Annotated in this window: 12 protein-coding genes and 4 pseudogenes; 2 read left to right on the top strand and 14 right to left on the bottom strand. The window is 64.6% G+C overall.

Features of this window, described 5'->3' with window-relative positions; translation table 11 throughout:
• Positions 1-19: 19 nt before the first annotated feature.
• The 8 genes and pseudogenes from puuE to G6N54_RS01870 form a co-directional block, all read right to left on the bottom strand.
• Positions 20-985, bottom strand: a complete 966-nt coding sequence (puuE, locus tag G6N54_RS01905; RefSeq protein WP_308207246.1) for an allantoinase PuuE — start codon at positions 983-985, stop codon at positions 20-22.
• Complete coding sequence (alc, locus tag G6N54_RS01900; RefSeq protein WP_163788347.1) at positions 963-1,976, bottom strand: allantoicase; 1,014 nt, start codon at positions 1,974-1,976, stop codon at positions 963-965. Before alc ends, puuE begins: the two co-directional genes overlap by 23 nt.
• Positions 1,973-3,180, bottom strand: a pseudogene (locus G6N54_RS01895) (DUF6986 family protein). Before G6N54_RS01895 ends, alc begins: the two are co-directional and overlap by 4 nt.
• A gap of 121 nt (positions 3,181-3,301) precedes the next feature.
• Complete coding sequence (locus G6N54_RS01890; protein ID WP_163788346.1) at positions 3,302-4,375, bottom strand: ABC transporter ATP-binding protein; 1,074 nt, start codon at positions 4,373-4,375, stop codon at positions 3,302-3,304.
• Positions 4,376-4,378: 3 nt separating this feature from the next.
• Positions 4,379-5,221: a carbohydrate ABC transporter permease gene (locus G6N54_RS01885; RefSeq protein WP_163788345.1), complete on the bottom strand. Its 843-nt coding sequence runs from the start codon at positions 5,219-5,221 to the stop codon at positions 4,379-4,381.
• Entirely contained in the window at positions 5,208-6,071 is an 864-nt protein-coding gene (locus tag G6N54_RS01880) for a carbohydrate ABC transporter permease (protein ID WP_232073713.1), read from the bottom strand. The genes G6N54_RS01885 and G6N54_RS01880 overlap by 14 nt, the downstream gene beginning before the upstream one ends.
• Positions 6,072-6,166: 95 nt before the next feature.
• The gene (locus G6N54_RS01875; RefSeq protein WP_163788343.1) at positions 6,167-7,492 is read right to left on the bottom strand and encodes an ABC transporter substrate-binding protein; all 1,326 of its coding nucleotides are present in this window, start codon (positions 7,490-7,492) and stop codon (positions 6,167-6,169) included.
• Positions 7,482-8,477 carry a sigma-70 family RNA polymerase sigma factor gene (locus G6N54_RS01870; protein ID WP_163788342.1) on the bottom strand — a complete coding sequence of 332 codons (996 nt, stop codon included), beginning with the start codon at positions 8,475-8,477 and terminating at the stop codon, positions 7,482-7,484. The genes G6N54_RS01875 and G6N54_RS01870 overlap by 11 nt, the downstream gene beginning before the upstream one ends.
• A gap of 183 nt (positions 8,478-8,660) precedes the next feature.
• On the opposite strand from G6N54_RS01870, the gene G6N54_RS01865 reads away from it, so the two are divergent.
• The gene (locus G6N54_RS01865; protein WP_163794421.1) at positions 8,661-9,017 is read left to right on the top strand and encodes a DoxX family protein; all 357 of its coding nucleotides are present in this window, start codon (positions 8,661-8,663) and stop codon (positions 9,015-9,017) included.
• Here G6N54_RS01865 and G6N54_RS01860 read toward each other — a convergent pair.
• The 4 genes and pseudogenes from G6N54_RS01860 to pncA all read right to left on the bottom strand — a co-directional run bounded on the left by G6N54_RS01860 (position 9,014) and on the right by pncA (position 12,948).
• Positions 9,014-9,643, bottom strand: coding sequence for a hypothetical protein (locus G6N54_RS01860; protein ID WP_163788341.1), 630 nt, complete (start codon positions 9,641-9,643; stop codon positions 9,014-9,016). The genes G6N54_RS01865 and G6N54_RS01860 overlap by 4 nt on opposite strands.
• A gap of 1,076 nt (positions 9,644-10,719) precedes the next feature.
• Positions 10,720-11,523, bottom strand: a pseudogene (locus tag G6N54_RS30105) (serine/threonine-protein kinase); the annotation flags it as partial.
• A gap of 73 nt (positions 11,524-11,596) precedes the next feature.
• Positions 11,597-12,397: a ketosteroid isomerase family protein gene (locus G6N54_RS01850; protein ID WP_163788340.1), complete on the bottom strand. Its 801-nt coding sequence runs from the start codon at positions 12,395-12,397 to the stop codon at positions 11,597-11,599.
• On the bottom strand, positions 12,397-12,948 hold the full coding sequence (pncA, locus tag G6N54_RS01845) for a pyrazinamidase PncA (RefSeq protein ID WP_163788339.1): 552 nt from the start codon (positions 12,946-12,948) through the stop codon (positions 12,397-12,399). Before pncA ends, G6N54_RS01850 begins: the two co-directional genes overlap by 1 nt.
• Before the next feature lie 78 nt (positions 12,949-13,026).
• On the opposite strand from pncA, the pseudogene G6N54_RS01840 reads away from it, so the two are divergent.
• Positions 13,027-13,873: pseudogene (locus G6N54_RS01840) on the top strand (DoxX family membrane protein).
• On the opposite strand, the gene G6N54_RS01835 reads toward G6N54_RS01840, so the two are convergent.
• Together G6N54_RS01835 and G6N54_RS01830 are read right to left on the bottom strand one after the other, a co-directional pair.
• Positions 13,842-14,339 (bottom strand): gluconokinase, encoded by a 498-nt coding sequence (locus G6N54_RS01835; protein WP_163794419.1) that lies wholly within the window; start codon positions 14,337-14,339, stop codon positions 13,842-13,844. The pseudogene G6N54_RS01840 and the gene G6N54_RS01835 overlap by 32 nt on opposite strands.
• A 36-nt stretch (positions 14,340-14,375) precedes the next feature.
• Positions 14,376-16,370: pseudogene (locus tag G6N54_RS01830) on the bottom strand (DUF7064 domain-containing protein).
• Positions 16,371-16,375 lie beyond the last annotated feature (5 nt).

Below are 16,375 nucleotides of genomic sequence, written 5' to 3'. Positions count from 1 at the left end.
CTCCTTGTGGTTGGCAGTTTCACAGCCGAGACCCGTCGCATGGCGGATGCACACGCCGCCAATGATTGGCGATATCAATACGTTTGGTGATCCAAACATCCGAGTGCGATTGCACGTGGTCGAGGAAGCGTTCTAACGCGACTGTTCGTGCCGGGCGACCCACCAACCTGCAGTGCAGGCCGACCGACAGCATTTTGGCGGCGCCTGCCTGCCCTTCTGCATAGAGGCAGTCGAATGCGTCACGTAGATGTACAAAAAACTGTTCACCGCTAGCAAATCCGGCCGGGGAGGCAAACCGCATATCATTGGTGTCCAACGTGTACGGAACCACCAAGTGGTCGATACGGATGCCGCGGTCCACCATCGGCATCCAATACGGCAAGTCGTCGGCGTATGAGTCTGAGTCGTAGAGAAACCCGCCGTGTTCGACCAGCAACTGCCGGGTCTGCGGGGAGTCACGGCCGGTGTACCAGCCAAGTGGGGCCGCCCCAGTCAATTCCCGCAAGATTTCGACAGCCTGCGCCATGTGTTCACGCTCGACCTCGGGTGGGATCAGTTGGTAGGACTGCCATGCCAACCCGTGACAGGCAATCTCATGACCCAACTCGCGGAACGCAGCGACCGCTTCGCCATTGCGCTGCATCGCCCGGGCGACAGCGAAGATGGTCAATGGCAGCTCTCGCCGTTCGAATACCCGCAATACTCGCCACAACCCGGCCCGCGATCCGTATTCGTACAGCGATTCCATACTCATGTGCCTGTTCGGAAACGCTTCGACCGGAACCATTTCGGACAGAAACGTTTCCGAGCCCGCCGACCCGTCAAGCACGTTGCTCTCAGCGCCCTCTTCGTAATTGAGTACGAACTGGACCGCGATGTGGGCGTTGCCCGGCCACTGCGGGTCGGGGGGCGTCGGCCCATAGCCGATCATGTCGCGAACCGTTTCCGTCACGGCGCCCGCACTATCCCCAGTAACGTTCGACATTGCTGCGTCCAGCTGCGGTTAATTCGCCGAACAGCCGTAGCCTGGCCAGGCCGCCGTCGGGGTAGATATCAAGCCGCACCTCGGTGACCGGGTAAGAACCGGTTACTTCGAATCGATGCCGGGTGTCGGGCAGGAGATCCGTGCGAGCCAGCAAGGGCACCCAAGTGCGCGATGGACCACGACCGGTCAGAGCGGCCTGCGCGGGGCTGTTGCCAAGGAAATGCGACGTGTCGATCTCGGCGACCCGGACCACACCCTCACCAGCGAGTCGCACCTGCACCCAGTCGTTGCCGCCGTCACGGCGCCGCGCAGTCTCCCAGCCCTCGCCCATCACACGGGCACTACCTGGAAACAACAGGTTTTGGGGCGCGCTGTAGAAGCGATTGGAGCAGCCGGTTATCAGCCCACCATTCTCCAAGGCAGCCAGATCAAAAGCTCCCAGGCCAAGCAACCTCCGATCGGGGCGGCCTTCGCCGTGCACCCGGAAGCGGGCAACCCCACCATCCGGGTAGATGTTGAGCCGCACGTGGGTCCACCGCTTGTCTGAACTGACCTCGAAAAAGTTCTGAGTGTCACCCGATACCTTCACGCGGGGTAGCAGATACTCCCACTTGCTATGTGCCGCAATAACTGCAGCCGGGGGGTAGCCATCAACCACCGTCGCCTCCACGGATACCTCCGGAGGGTAGTTGCCCTTGAACCAGGCGGTGTCGACCACCACTCCCCGGACAACACCAGGAACCCCCAGACGTACTATCGCCTGGTCGTAGCCGTGATCGCGGCGCCTGCGCGTTTCCCATCCGTCATAGATTTGCCCCTTATGACCGAAAGTGGCTGTTCGATAGACCGCCGGCTCCGCAACGATCAGTTTCTCTTTTTCCGCGAAGAACTCGTCGCTAGCCCAGATCACTGCCCCGCCCAGGGAACGCAGCGCCAGGTCGGGTAGCGCCGTGAAACCCGGGAGCGACTCGGGATCAAACTGCGCGATCATGACCGCTCGATCCGACGTTCCAGCAAGCGAAGCAGAGTGTCGGAGTCGCAATTGGGCGCCAGTTCGGTTATGTCATCTTTGCTGAACGCCCCGCAACCCATCCCGCGTATGACGCTGGACGCCAATGCGGCCGCAGTTGCCGGCTCGTCGATCACCGCCCCCCTCTTACGATGCAGGTACGCCTCTAACCGGGGCGCCGCGGTTTCCAAGATGCTGCGGTAGAAGCCAAATGTTGCAGCCATCGGGTAATCAAGTGGCCAGGGTGCAGGTCCCAGCCCTGGTAGTAGCCCCGGGACAGCGACTGGGTCACCAGGTCGTAATGGTGTCGCAATGCGGTCTGCTGGTGCTGGTAAGACCCCTCAGGCACCACCTGGGTAGAGCCGTCACATACCCACACCCCGGTTTGCGCGGCCGCGACCGACATCACGGCTTTCGCATGATGGGCAATCGGGTGATCCAATGACTGAAAAGGCGAGGCGATACCGCAAGCGGCACTATAGTCGTATGCACCGTAATGCAGTGCACTGCAACGTGACTCAGATATTCCGATTGCTTTTGCAACAAGTATCGTGCCATCGGCGGCGATCACCGCTTGCGGGCTTTCAATCTGCAGCTCGAAGCGCATGGACCCTTCCGGCAGCCCATGCGCCGACTCAAGTTCTTCGCAGAGCAATACCGCGGCCCGAACCTGTTGTTCGGCACGAAGTTTAGGGATCGTGAAGACGAAACCCTTAGGTAGACCACCGGCGCCATCCAAGACGAGCTCCAGCGTTCGCAGGCTGCGCCGAAACTCGGCAGAGGTAATGCCTTTGATGCGAATGCCGCACGCGACAGCACCGGTACCGGATGCAAACGCTGCCAGGATGGCTCCTGCCGAACGCGCGTCACGGTCTTCGCCCCTGTCGGAACGATTGGGATAGCCGTCTTCGAAGTCCAGACGCAGGTCCTGTATCGGCCTGTCTGCCAACACGTTGAGCACGCTCGGTAGTACGCCATGAGTATCCAGTTCTGTCAGCAGATCCAGATGAACCTCGGCCAGGCTCCGCGCCCGATGTCCCCACAACTCAACGAGATCAGCGCGCCCTTCGGCCGCGCTGACGTAAACGGTGTGAATCGGCTGTGATCCGCATCGAAGGTCGCCCGGATACCTGGCAGTTAGATTCGCGTCGACGTCGGCCACAATCGCATCTATTCGTTCGCGAATCGATACTGACTAGCACTGCGGTCGCGTCATTCGACGATCATATATTATCGTCTGTATTCTATACGTGAGAGCGATGGCCCCAACTCGACGGGTAGACGTCGGCCGGCGGTTGGAAGCGACGTCAAACTGAGATGCGGCCCCCGTCGACCCCGAAGAAGTGCAAATGCCCGACTTCCGGGTGCAGCCGCACCCGGCTGCCCTTCTGGGGCGGATTGCGGCCGTCGGCGCGGGCGACGACGTCGGAGGCCATTGCCTTCGCGGAGCCGGTGATTCGGCCGTACAGGTAGGCGTCGGCGCCCAGCTCCTCGACGACGTCGACTTCCATCTCGACGCCGAGACCACCCAGCTCGAAATGCTCGGGCCGGACCCCGACCACGATTTGGTTGGCGGTGTCGGCGATCTCACGCGGTAGCTGGATCGGCCAATCCCCCAGCGACACGGCAGAATCGACGATCGGCAACGTGAACAGGTTCATTGCCGGCGACCCGATGAATCCGGCCACGAAGACATTCGCCGGATTGCGGTACAGCTCGCGTGGCGCCGCGAACTGCTGCAGCACGCCGTCGCGCAGGACCGCCACGCGGTCTCCCATAGTCATGGCCTCGACCTGGTCGTGGGTGACGTATACGGTCGTCGTCCCCAGCCGCCGTTGCAGCGCCGCGATCTGATTGCGCGTCTGCACCCGCAGTTTGGCGTCGAGATTGGACAACGGCTCGTCCATCAGGAACACTTGCGGGCGCCGCACGATCGCGCGTCCCATCGCCACCCGCTGGCGTTGCCCGCCGGAGAGGTCTTTGGGTTTGCGATCCAGATATGGTTCAAGATCAAGCAGTTTCGCCGCGGCGAGAACCCGGTCGTAGATCTCGGCTTTCGGGGTCTTCGCGATCTTCAACGCGAAGCCCATGTTCTGCGCGACCGTCATGTGCGGGTACAGGGCGTAGTTCTGGAACACCATCGCCACGTCACGATCCTTCGGATCGACATGGGTGACGTCGCGCTCACCGATGCGCACGCATCCGGAGTCCAGCGTCTCCAAGCCCGCCACCATCCGCAGCGAGGTCGTCTTGCCACATCCCGATGGTCCGACCAGAACGACGAATTCGCCGTCACCGACGACCAAGTCGAGACCGTCCAGGGCCGGGCGGTCCGTGCCCGGGAATTGTCGCGTCGCTTGTTCCCAGCTGACTGAAGCCACGCCTCAACCACCCAGCCCGGTCACGGCGATGCCCCTCACGAAGGAACGCTGTGCCACCGCGTAGATGATCACCAACGGCACCATGATAATGATCGAGGCCGCCATGATGACCGGCCAGCGGGCAACGTACTCCCCCCGCAGCCGCACCAGCCCGAGCGTCAGCGTGGCCAGATTGTTGCGCTGAATCATCAACAGCGGCCACAGAAAGTCGTTCCAGACGTTGACCCAGGTGAGCACGGCTAGCACCATTACGGCGGGCCTGGCATGCGGCAACAGAATCCTCCAGTAGATCTGCCATGGCGAACAACCGTCGAGAATCGCGGCCTCCTCGAGATCGCCCGGCAGCGTTTGGAAGAACTGCCGCATCAGGTAGGTCCCGAACGCGCTACCGAACAACCCAGGCACGATCATCGCCCACGGTGTATTGACCCATCCCACCGTCCGCATCAGGATGAACTGCGGAATCACCGTCACGGTCAGCGGCACCATCAGCGTCCCGAGGTACAGCACGAACAGCGTATCGCGGCCACGGAATCGCAGTCGCGCAAACGCATATCCGGCCAGTGAGCAGAAGAAAACCTGCCCGGCCGTCACGCATCCGGCGTACAGCACGGTGTTGAAAAACATTCGCCAGAACGGCATTACGTGGAAAACCTCGGCGTAGTTCGACCACCGCGGGTGGGACGGCAGCAGCTTCGGCTCGCTGATCTCGCCTTCCCTCTTCAACGAACCCGACACCGCCCAGGCGACCGGGAAAAGCCAGCACCAGGCGATGGTGATCAACGCTGCGTACACCACCACGGCGCGAATAGCGCTGCGCTTGAACACTCCCTCAGCTAAGGCCACGAGAAGCCTCCCAAGATCGCCGATGCGTCAGCCGCAACTGGACCACGGTCAGCACCAGCAAGGTAGCGAACATCACCCATGCCAGCGCCGAGGCGTACCCGAATTCCAGGAAGGAGAAGGCGTGCTGGAACAACATGATGCCCAGCACGTAGGTCGACGTCTCCGGACCGCCATTGGCACCGTTGAGAACGTAGACCATGTCAAACGCCTGGAACGCGTGGATGATTGAAATGACGACGACAAGCGACACCGAGCCGCGGATCAGTGGCACGGTGATGGACCAGAACTGCCGTATCTCGCCGGCGCCGTCAATTTTGGCTGCCTCGTATACGGTTTGTGGCACTCCTTGCATCGCGGCAAGCAGGATAACGGTCGCGAACGGCACGCTGCGCCACACGGCGACCACGCAGAGCGATGCCATCGCCCAATCCGGGTCGACAAGCCACGGGACCGGATCGATCCCCGCCCAGCCGAGCATGATGTTGAGCAGCCCGTTGTCGGTATTGAAGACGAACTGCCAGACAACCGCCAGCACCACCGACGAGATCGCCAAGGGCATAAAGACGATGGTCCGAACAATGGCTATTCCCTTGGCCTTTCGATTCAGCACACCAGCAACGATGAGACTGATCACCACGGTGGGTACGACCGTTCCGACGGTGAAGACCACGGTGTTGCGGATGGCGATCAGGAACAACGGGTCGGACGTGAACAGGCCTTCGAAGTTTTTCAACCCCACGAACTTGGGTGACCCGAACACGTCCCACTGCTGAAAACTCATGTACAGCGAAAACCCGAGCGGGAAGAGCATGAACACCGCGACCGCCGCCAGGTTCGGTGCGACGAACATGCGTCCCGCCCAGGCTCGTCGCCGGGACGGATACGGACCCTGGGGGCGGCTTTTCGCGGTGGCCGAGGACAGTACCGACGATTCGTTCAGCGATGTCATGGGTTTCGTAGCACCTCGTCAACTGCGTCCGACAGCCCTTTCAGCGACGTCGCGGGTTGAGATCCGCGCAAGACGGGTCCCATGTTGCGGTCCATCAGCGCGACGATCTTTTCCCATGCCGGGGTGATGGGTAGGCCCTCGGAATAGGACGGCCCTTCGGTGAGCACCGCGAGGTTACGAATCCTCGTGTGTGCCTTGGCGAATCCGTCCGATGCAAGCACTGACCGCAACACCGGCACGAAAAGGCTGGATTCGGCAATGATCGCCTGGCCGACGGGGCCGCAGGCAAACTTGACGAATTGCCATGCCTGCTCCTGGTGGCGGCTGCTCGCCGAGATCGCAAGTCCGGTGGTGCCGATATTGGAGCAGGCGCTGTGCCCGCGGGGCAGGGCGGGCCCTACCGGCAATGGAGCTACGTCGAAATCCAGCCCCTGGGCGCTGATAAAGGTCTGGTATCGCCAGTGACCCCCCAGCGCCATCGCCGCCCTACCTGCCGCGAACAGATCCGGCGTCGACATCGACTGCACCTCGGAAGCGTTGGGTGCCACCTTGTGTTTGTTGGCCAGGTCGGCGTAGAACTGCACCGCCTCCATGAACGCCGGATTGTCGAAATTGAAGTGGGTCGGATTCCGGCGCGGTGTCGACCACGGCACGCCGTTGTTGAGGGCGAACAACCCCGCCGAATAGTACGAGACGAAGGTGTTGACGAAACCCCACTGCGTGACCCGTCCCGATCCGTCCCGCTTGGTCAACGCCCGGGCCGCGTCCAGGAATTCGGCGAACGTCCATGTCGTGCCCCAGGCCGTGGGCGGAGGCGCCACGCCGGCATCGGTAAAGAGCTGCTTGTTGTAAAACAAGAAATTTCCGGACCACTGTTCGGGGAAAGCCGATTGCTTCCCGTCGTAGGCGAACGTGTCGTACAGCGGCCCAACGCTGTCCGCCTTCAATGCAGTGGCGAAGCCTTGATCGCGCGCCAAGGGGTCGTTCAGATCTTGCAACACTCCCCGGGCGGCCAACTCGACATAGCTCAGATCCCACGCCTGCAGCACATCGGGACATTTGCCGCCGGCGCAAAACGTGGACAGCTGCTGCATCACTCCCGGCCCGGACCGCACCGCCCGCACCTTGATGTCGGGATGGCGGCGTTCGAATTCGGCCACGACACGCAGTCGCGCGGCGGCCTCGTCCGGGTTGGCTGCGAAGAAGAACGTCAACGCGTCGTCGTCGGAAGCACACCCGCCGGGCCACGGCGCCAAAGCCGCCGCGGTAAGCACGCCAGCGCCCCGCATCAAGCTCCGCCGCCCGAACGGCTTATCGAGCATCGTGCTCCCGTTCTCGCCCCGTCTCCGTCGGCCCTCCCAGCCGTGTTCCCTGTCCTTGGTACCCGATGGGACTGGTATCTGCCTGAGACGCCCACCCCGGCAACGCAAGAGCCGCCCGGCGCACGCGGTCGACGTCGGCGGTGATGTCGATGGTATGGATACGGTGGTCAGCGCCGACGCCGAGCTGCAGCAGGATCTGCGCGCGCCCGCGCGGCGCGATCACGATGCCGGGGACACCGTCGATCAGCATGACCACGCCGGCCCGGGCGCGCCGGGCGAAGTGACGCGTCTCCTCGGCGACCTCGCGAGCCCCGCGCACCTCGGTCGCGAAGTCGTCGGGAATCAGCACGCGATCGACCCTGCGCACCACGTCGGGGGCCAGCAGCTCGAGTAACGCGGCGATGTCGCCGCCGCGGGATGCGGCCAGAAATGCCTCCGTGACCTCGAGGTGCTCGGTCACGCGGCGGGCTCGGGTCGGGGAGCCGTCGAGCAGGCGCGCTCGCGCCCGACTCGCCAGCTTCTTCGCGGCCGTCGGCGATCGGTCCAGCACGTCACCGATCGTCTCGAACGGCACGGCGAAAACATCGTGCAGGACGAACGCGACACGCTGTGCGGGCGAGAGACGATCAAGCACCACCAGCATCGCGCTGCCGACCGAGTCGGCCAGCAACGCCTCCTCGTCGGCCGGTGCGGTGGCGGCCAGCCGGTCGAAGTCCTCGGGATCGGCCATCGGCTGCTCGGCGCGGCGCCGGCGTGCGCGCAGCTGGTCGAACGCCTCATGCGCGGTGATCGTCGTGAACCAACCCGTCAGGTTGACGATGCCCCCGATGCCGACTGCGCGACTGGCCTTCAGCCAGGCGGACTGCACCGCGTCGTCAGCATCCGCGAGCGAGCCGAGCAGCCGAAAGGCCACCGCCCGCAAGTGCGGTCGGTCGGCGTCGAACCGCTGCGCCAGATCAGCGAGGTCCACCGGGTTTTCGGTCATCGGTCACCTTTTCCGCACGGGAGTCGTCAAGAAGGTGACCGCATCGATCGAACTCTCTGCGCGAAAGAGACCAGCACCATGACCATACCGATTCTGCGCCGCAGCGCGCGCACGAGCCACGCGGCTCGCCGATGCGGAAACAGCTGCAACGCAACGGATACAACGATGGAGAACGTGATTCGCATGCACGCCGCATACCTGGTGGTCACCCTGATCACCGTGATCGCAACCGGCGGGATCGCCGTCGCCGACCTGATCCCCGCGAAATTCGTCCTGGCAAATTCGGCCGAGGTCGGCGTGCCCCGTTCGTGGATACCGGCGCTGGCGGTGACCAAGCTGGCCGGGGCCGTCGGGTTGGTTGCCGGGCTGGTGGGTCTGCCGGCGTTAGGTATCGCGGCCGCGGCCGGCCTGGTCCTCTTCTTCGTCGGCGCGGTGCTGACTCACGTCAGAGCACACGTGCTGTACAACACCGCCTTTCCCGGCGCGTTCCTGTGCCTGTCAGCAGCGTCGCTGGCGCTGCTGGTGATCCAGGCTTACTAGCTGGTCATGCGGGTCTTGACCGCGTTATCCTGCTTCTTGGCCACGTCCAGCACGAAGTCCTGCGGAGCGGCATCGTTGGGTCCGCTGTCGAACTCCAGATCGACGACAACCTTTCCTTCGGAGAACACTACGTAGGTCACCGATTTGGTGTTGTCGGGCGACGGGCCGACGACGATGACCCCGTTCGTCCCGACCGAGAACGGCTGGGGACCACCGGTGACATATTTGCCGAGCTTCGACTGTTTGTTGCTGGCCGCTTCGGCGGCCGCAGCGGGGTCGGTAAAGACCATGAGCAGGTCCTCGATGGTGTGGGTCTTGGAGGTGTTGCTGAAGGTCACCGCCACCCCGGCCGCGCCACCGGGGTTCTGCTCCGGGGGACCCAAAGTGGTGTCGGCGCCGATGTCTGCGGCCGTGATCAGCAGGTTGGAGTAGTCGGCGAGCGGCGCGGTGCCCGACGGCGCCGCGCTCGAAGCGGATGAGGGTGCCGCCGAACTCGACGACGCGGCGGAGGTCGACGAGGACGTCGACGATGAGGGAGCTGGCTTTTCGTCTTTGCCACAGCCTGTCGTGACGGTCAGCAATGCGGTGATCGCCACCCCAACGCCGACGGTTCGTACCACACTCATCGCTTGTTTCCGTTCCATGGCAGCTATTTCTACGGCACCTTTCAGCTGCTCGGCAATAGATGCAACCGTGGGATACGCGGCGTCACGCCAGCGGCGGCGACCCGCACGCTCGCCGTCAGCGGCGGCCATGCTGGTCGAGGCCGGACGCGCGCTCAAGCTCGAAATCCGCTAACTGGCCGCTGACTCGCACCGGGACACCCCGGCAAAATCGTGCGAAAGTTGTTGTGGCAGTGAGCGATAGCCGAAGTCCGCCCGGAACCCCAGCTGCCGCCGGACTTTTACGAACTAGGCATTCGATTCTTGATGGCCTCATCTTGCTTGCGAGCCAGGTCAAGCACCACGTCCTGCGGAGTGATGTCGTTGGGCCTACTGTCGAACTCGAGGTCAACAACGACCCTGCCCTCAGCGAACACCACATACGTCACCGATTTGGTGTTATCCGGCGACGAACCCACCACCATCACTCCGTTCGTCCCGACCGCGAATGGTTGCGGAGCACCCGTGACATATTGGCTCAAAGCGGGTGGGCGCTCCTTGGCCGCCTGGGCGGCCATTCCCGGAGTGGCGAAGACGATGAGCAGGTCGTCAACGGTATGGGTGCCGTCGTCGTTGCTGAAGGTCACTCCCGCTCCCGTCACAGCGCCGGGATTCTGCTGCGGCGGCCCCAGTGTCTTATCCGCACCGATGTCGCTCGCCTGGATCAGCAAGTTCGTGTAGTCGCCCGATGGCCCAGCGGAGATCGACGGAGAAGCCGAGGACGATGGCGAGCTACCGGGCACCCTGGCGTGGGGTCGCGGCCGCGACTCGGTGCTACTGGCAGGGTTGTCGCTGCCGTTGCGCGTCACCAGGGCAACGACCAGGGCGATCACGGCGACCAGCGTGAGGACCGACAGGCCCACGATCCCGAGGACCAAACGCCGAGATCCTGACTCCGGGTTTGGTGGCGACGATTGAATCTGCGAGACACCCACTTGGCTCAGCGTGAGCCCGGCTTGCGGGGGCGCCGGGGTGGCCGCTGTCGGTGGGTAGTGCGGTGGTGGTGGTGGGGTGGGCGTCGCGGCGGTTTCGCGGCCTGCCAGTGCGGCTTTGGCGGCTTGGGCGAACTCGATGGCCGTTTGGTAGCGGTGGTTGAGGTCCTTGGCCATGCCCCGGGCGATCACGTCGTCGAGGGCGGGCGGGACGCCGGGCGCGATGAACGAGGCCCGCGGCGGCGGTGTTCAAATGCGCGTTGAGCTGCTCTTCAAAGCTGTCGCCGGGGTAGGGCAGGCGTCCGGTCAGGCACTCGTAGAGCACGCAGGCCAGCGCGTAGACATCGGCGCGGTGATCCGTCATCCCCCGAAACCGCTCCGGGGCCATTTAGGCCATCGTGCCCATCGTGTGCCCGGTGTGGGTCAGCGCGGTGTCGGCGGCGGTGCGCGCGAGCCCGAAGTCGATCAGATAGACGAAATCGCGGGCCGACACCAAGATGTTGGACGGCTTGATGTCGCGGTGGATCAGCCCGACTCCGTGGGCGGTATCCAGTGCTGCGGCAACCTGTTCGACGACCGCGACGGCGCGTTCGGGGTTGAGCCGGCCCCCGTTTTCGCCGATGTAGGCGGCCAGGTCGCGGCCCTCGATCAGCCGCATGTCGACATAGAGCCGCCCGTCGATCTCGCCGTAGCTGTGGATCGGCACCATGTGCGGATCGCTCAAGCTCGCCGCGATGCGCGCCTCGCGCCGGAACCGCTGCTGAAATTCAGCGTCGTCGGCCAGATGCGCGGGCAGCACCTTGAGCGCAACCACCCGATCCGTGCTGGTGTCATAAGCCCGAAAAACCTGCCCCATACCCCGCGGCCCAGCAACTCACGCAGCTCGTAATGCCCGAATACCTCCGTCACCACGCAATGACGATAAGGGCTTACCCGCGCGGTCGCGTGATCGCCACGTCAAATGGCGCAGGCCGCCTTCGTCCGTTCAGGCCGGAAAATAGCGGATTTGATTGATCGCCCTGGCGCGTAAGCCGAGGTCGGCGAAAATGATGCCGCGGCCGTGATTCGAATTGAGCGACACGGCAACCGTGGACCCCGCACCGTTCATCTTGGTCCAGTTCGCGCCAGAGAGTTCCGTCGCGAACTCGGCGACGTCGAGCGGATCGTTGTCACCTAATGTGATTGTGGCCGAGGATGATAGCGCGTGTGCAGCGCCGAAGGTATCGCCGCGCGTAACCGCACCGAGGAACGTCTGCACAAGCCTCTTGTGCCGTGCACCCGGCCGTCGAAAGCCGCTCATGAAGCCCGCCGTCCCCGACAATCCCTGATTGCCCAGCAGATCTCGCGACAGTGCCACGGCCGGCCACATTGCCGATGATCCGGTGCGCAGGAACTGCAGCATCATGGCGGGCAGCTCCCAGTACGCCCGCAGATGAGCAATCTGCCACTCACCGTTGGCTTCTCGAAGGTCGTAGCGCAGGAAAACGGGAATGTACATCGTGACGGCCGAACCCATCGACACCTCGAGCTCGAGATCGCGCAGCACGACGGTGCCGAAGACGATGTCGAGATCGCGGTGGAACTTGATCTCGCGGGGGCCGATCAAGGTGTCGTAGAAGCTCCCGATCTGGACCCGGCCCAGGTGTGGTCGCGAGCCGACCGGGTCTTCGATGCGCCCGTCCTCGGTGAACAACCCCACCCAGCCGGCGCGGTCGTGCGCGGCGGCCGTCCGGGGCGACCGCTCCACCGCGGCCAGCAGAATCTCTCGATCCAGTGGGACCACCATCAGCTGCCCTCTACCAATTCGATTCCGGCATCTTGCATCTCGGCCAGAGCTTGCGCGGCCGACCTGGGCGCAACCGCCGCCGTGAGGTCGACCAACACCCGCGTGCGCAGCCCGCTGCGGGCCGCGTCCTCGGCGGTTCGCCGGACGCAGTGGTCGGTGGCGATGCCGACGACGTCGACCTCGTCGACATCGCGCTGCCGCAACCATTCGAGTAGCGGCGTCCCGTCCTCGTCGGTGCCCTCGAAGCCGCTGTAGGCCGCCTCGTGAGCACCCTTGCGGAATACGGCCTCAATCGGCCGGGTGTCGAGGTCGGGACGAAATTCCGCTCCTGGGCTTCCGGCGACGCAGTGCGGCGGCCAGGACGACGAATAGTCCGGCTGGTCGGAGAAATGGCCCTTCGGGTCGATGCGGAAATCCTTGGTCGCCACGACGTGCTGGTAGCCGGGCCCGCGGGACAGATAGTCGTTGATGGCACCGGCCACGTCGGCGACGGGCAGCGAGCCACCCTCGCAAAAGTCGTTTTGCACGTCGACGATGATCAACGCTCGCACGCGCTCCACCATATAGCCGTTAACAGCGGCGACGGGCGGATCGGTTTGTTTGCCGACTCCCCGGGTAACCCTCCTGCCATGGTCATCCGCAGAATCGCGCGCCCCCTGTTGTCGGTTGCCTTTATCGGCCAAGGAGTTGAATCGCTGCTCAATCCCAAAGCTGCCGCGGAAGCGGCGGCGCCGGCGGTCGACGGTCTACAGGCGCTGCCGGATCAGGCGGCCCGCTACGCGCCGACCGACCCGCAAACCTTCGCCCAGATCACCGCCGGTGTGCAGATCGGGGGCGGGCTGTTGCTCGCCACCGGGAAACTGCCGCGCGTCGCCTCGGCGGTGCTGGCGTTGACGGTGATACCGGCGAACCTCGGCACTTACTCCTTCTGGACCGAGACGGACCCCGAGCGCAAAGCCGAGCTGCGTCGCGGGTTCTTGAAGGACCTGAGCCTGGTGGGCGGGTTGATGATCGCCTCCGCCGATACCGCGGGCAAGCCCTCGCTGGGATGGCGTGGGCGTCAAGCGGCCGAGCGTCTCTCTGAGCGGGTGTCCTCTTCGCTACCGGGATCCGATGACGCCGATTTCAGTGAGCTCGGCGAACGGATCGCGCACCGGACTGCACGTCGGCGCCGAACGCGGTCGCGAACTGGCCAGCACGGCAGCCGAACGGGGCGCGCCGTACGCCGAGGTCGCCCTGGACCGGGGCCGCGAACTCGCCAGCGCCGCCGCCGAGCGTGGAGCTCCGCTGGCCAAGAAGGCCCGCGAGCGAGGCGAAAAGCTGGCCGACGAGTTGGCCGAGCGGGCCGAAAAGGCGCGCAAGCGCGGCGAGAAGCTGGCCAGCGAGGCGCGGGTACGTAGCGAGGAGCTGGCCGACGCGGCGCGCGAACGAGTCGGCGGGCAGGTCAAGACTCGTCGCCGCAAGCGTCCCTGGTAATCGCCGAGCCCGTCAGAAACGTGTCGACGATCGCGCCGACCCCTTGACCGATATCCACGGTGACCCCGAACTCGTCGTCGCCCAGCGGTTCCAGCGCGTCGAATTGTGACCGCAACAACGCGGGCGGCATGAAATGGTCCGGCCTGGACGCCAACCGCTCGCCGATGAGACGCGGTGAACCCCTCAGATGAAGGAACACGACACGCGGACAGTGTGCCCGCAACTGGTCGCGGTAGGCGCGCCTGAGCGCTGAGCAGCTCGCTACCCCGCCGTCGCGGTGATCGGCCAGCCACTCTCCGACTCGCTCGAGCCACGGACGGCGATCCTCGTCGTCAAGTGGTTGCCCGGCCGTCATCTTCGCGACCTTCGCGGGCGGATGCAAACTGTCGGCGTCGACGAAGGGCACACACAACCGTTGCGCGAGTGCGGAACCTACCGTCGACTTGCCCGATCCGGAGACACCCATCACCACCACGGGCCCGCCGCCGGGATCGGGATCAACCTAGGTCTGTCGCGCGAGATTGCGGTTCCATTCCATCCAGCCGACGCCGGTGCGGCCGTCCGCGGTGTCGATGCTGACCCAGGCCCGGGCGAACTCGCTCACCTGTCCTTCAGGGCCGGTAAGCAGCACCGGCGCATGACCACGGATATCCACCTCACCGGTGAGCCCGCCGGGGTCCAGGCCCAACGTCATCTTGAGTGGTAAACCGTTGGCGCCGAAGGATCGTGGGTTAGTCACCGTGTGGAGTTCGGTGACGTTTCGGTCGGAGTCCTGGATGTAGCCGATGCCCACCGGGGGAACATTCGGGATGTTGATGTCCAGCCCGTGCAGGTGCGTGCCGTCGCCGAGGTGCAGCGCGCTCCACATCCAGTCCATGCTCCACCAATCGCGGACGCCCCACGAGTGATCACGTTGTCCCGCAACGGAATCCATGCGGTAGAATTTATCATTCACGGTGACGGTTCCCGTTACCGTGCAAGGGATTTCGTAGCGGGTGGTCACCCGGTACTTGTAAGGAGCGCCGTCGGTGGCCCACACCAGGTTCATCGTCATGTCGACGGGCGTTCCCGGCTCGCCGCGCAATATCGCCGACGGGTCGGCGTAGGACTGACCCCGCGCCCGCACGTCCACACGGTAGGTCCGCAGCGGCACGTCGGCGGAGTGGGCGATTTCCAAGGCATCGGTGGACAACACCCACGGATCCTCGGGCAGCGGAACTTCGTAATCCAGCACGGCCACGGTCGGAAGGTCGGGTCCGCACAGCAGCACCTGAACCCAGGCGGCCCGCTGGTTGGCCACCAGACCGATTCGGAACCAGCCGCCGAATCCCTGTGCCGCATCGACGAAGTCGGCGTACCAGCTCTCACTCCACAACGGTTCGTCCGTCGGCGCATGCGCGAGTTCGTCGTCTTCCGACGGCCGGAGCGGCTCCGGGGCCACGGCATTCGGCAGCGTCGCCAAAGCGTCGGTATCGAGCACGTGATCGCAGTGCCGTTGCAGCATCGTCATGAACATCTGGTCGCCGCGCTCGGTACGTTCCACCAGCATCGACGAGACGATCGCCATCATCACGCCGAAAAAGGCCTGCCGGCGAACACCTTCGGCGATGTCGGCGAGCGTGATCGGCGCTTGCGGCCCGAGCGCCTCGTGGTAGGCCCGCAGCAACGCGTCGTAGTGCGCCCGGCGATCCTCCGCCGGCAAGGCGCAGCCCAGGAAATAGGCCAAGTCGGTCAACGGCGGGCCCCAGGAGACGGTCTGCCAATCGACGACGGTCAACGCGCGGTCGGCCCCCTCGGCGCCGAACAACATGTTGTCCAACCGGTAGTCGCCGTGAACCAGGCCCTGGATCGCGTTGCGCTGCGCTTCGGCGGCCTGGTAGGCGTCGAACGCGCCCACCAGGCGCTCGCACACCATCCGGTGCGACGGCGCGATCTGGTCGCCATAGCGGTCGAGGAAACCGGCGTAGAGCGGCGCGATCATGGATTGGTTGAGCGGAGTGTCGCGGTTGAGCCACTACGCGTCGGCCAGCGACGTATCGCCGAGTAGCGGGCCGTGCAGCCGGCCCAGCTCGACGACTCCGATTGTGGCCTGTTCGATTGTGGCACCGGCGATTTCGTTGCCGACGACGGCCGGAACGGCATCGCCGAGCAGCAGATCGAAGACTCCCGTCGAGGTGTCGATCGCGGCGTGATAGCACGGCGCGATCGGGCCGCCCAGGCGGGGCGCGATGTCGCCGTAGAAGCGAACTTCGCGCTCGTAGAGGCCCAGCGCCAGCCCGGTTTGCCGACTCACCGGATCGCTGGCCGCGACCTTCAACACCACTGACTCGGGTCCCGCGGCGCCGTCGGAGTAGCGCAGGCGCACGCGGTAGCACTCGCTCATCTGGCCGGTGCCGATGCGCTCGGTTTCGAATGCGGCGACCTCTCCGGCGCCGATCGCGGCGGTCAGCCACGAAGCCGTGAGATCACTGGGTCGTTCGACTGGCTGGGTCTGCATTGACG

The organism is Mycobacterium stomatepiae (genome assembly GCF_010731715.1).
Taxonomy (GTDB): Bacteria; Actinomycetota; Actinomycetes; order Mycobacteriales; family Mycobacteriaceae; genus Mycobacterium; species Mycobacterium stomatepiae.
Note: the sequence above shows the minus strand (reverse complement) of the source record. Positions and strands in the feature narration are given on the sequence as shown.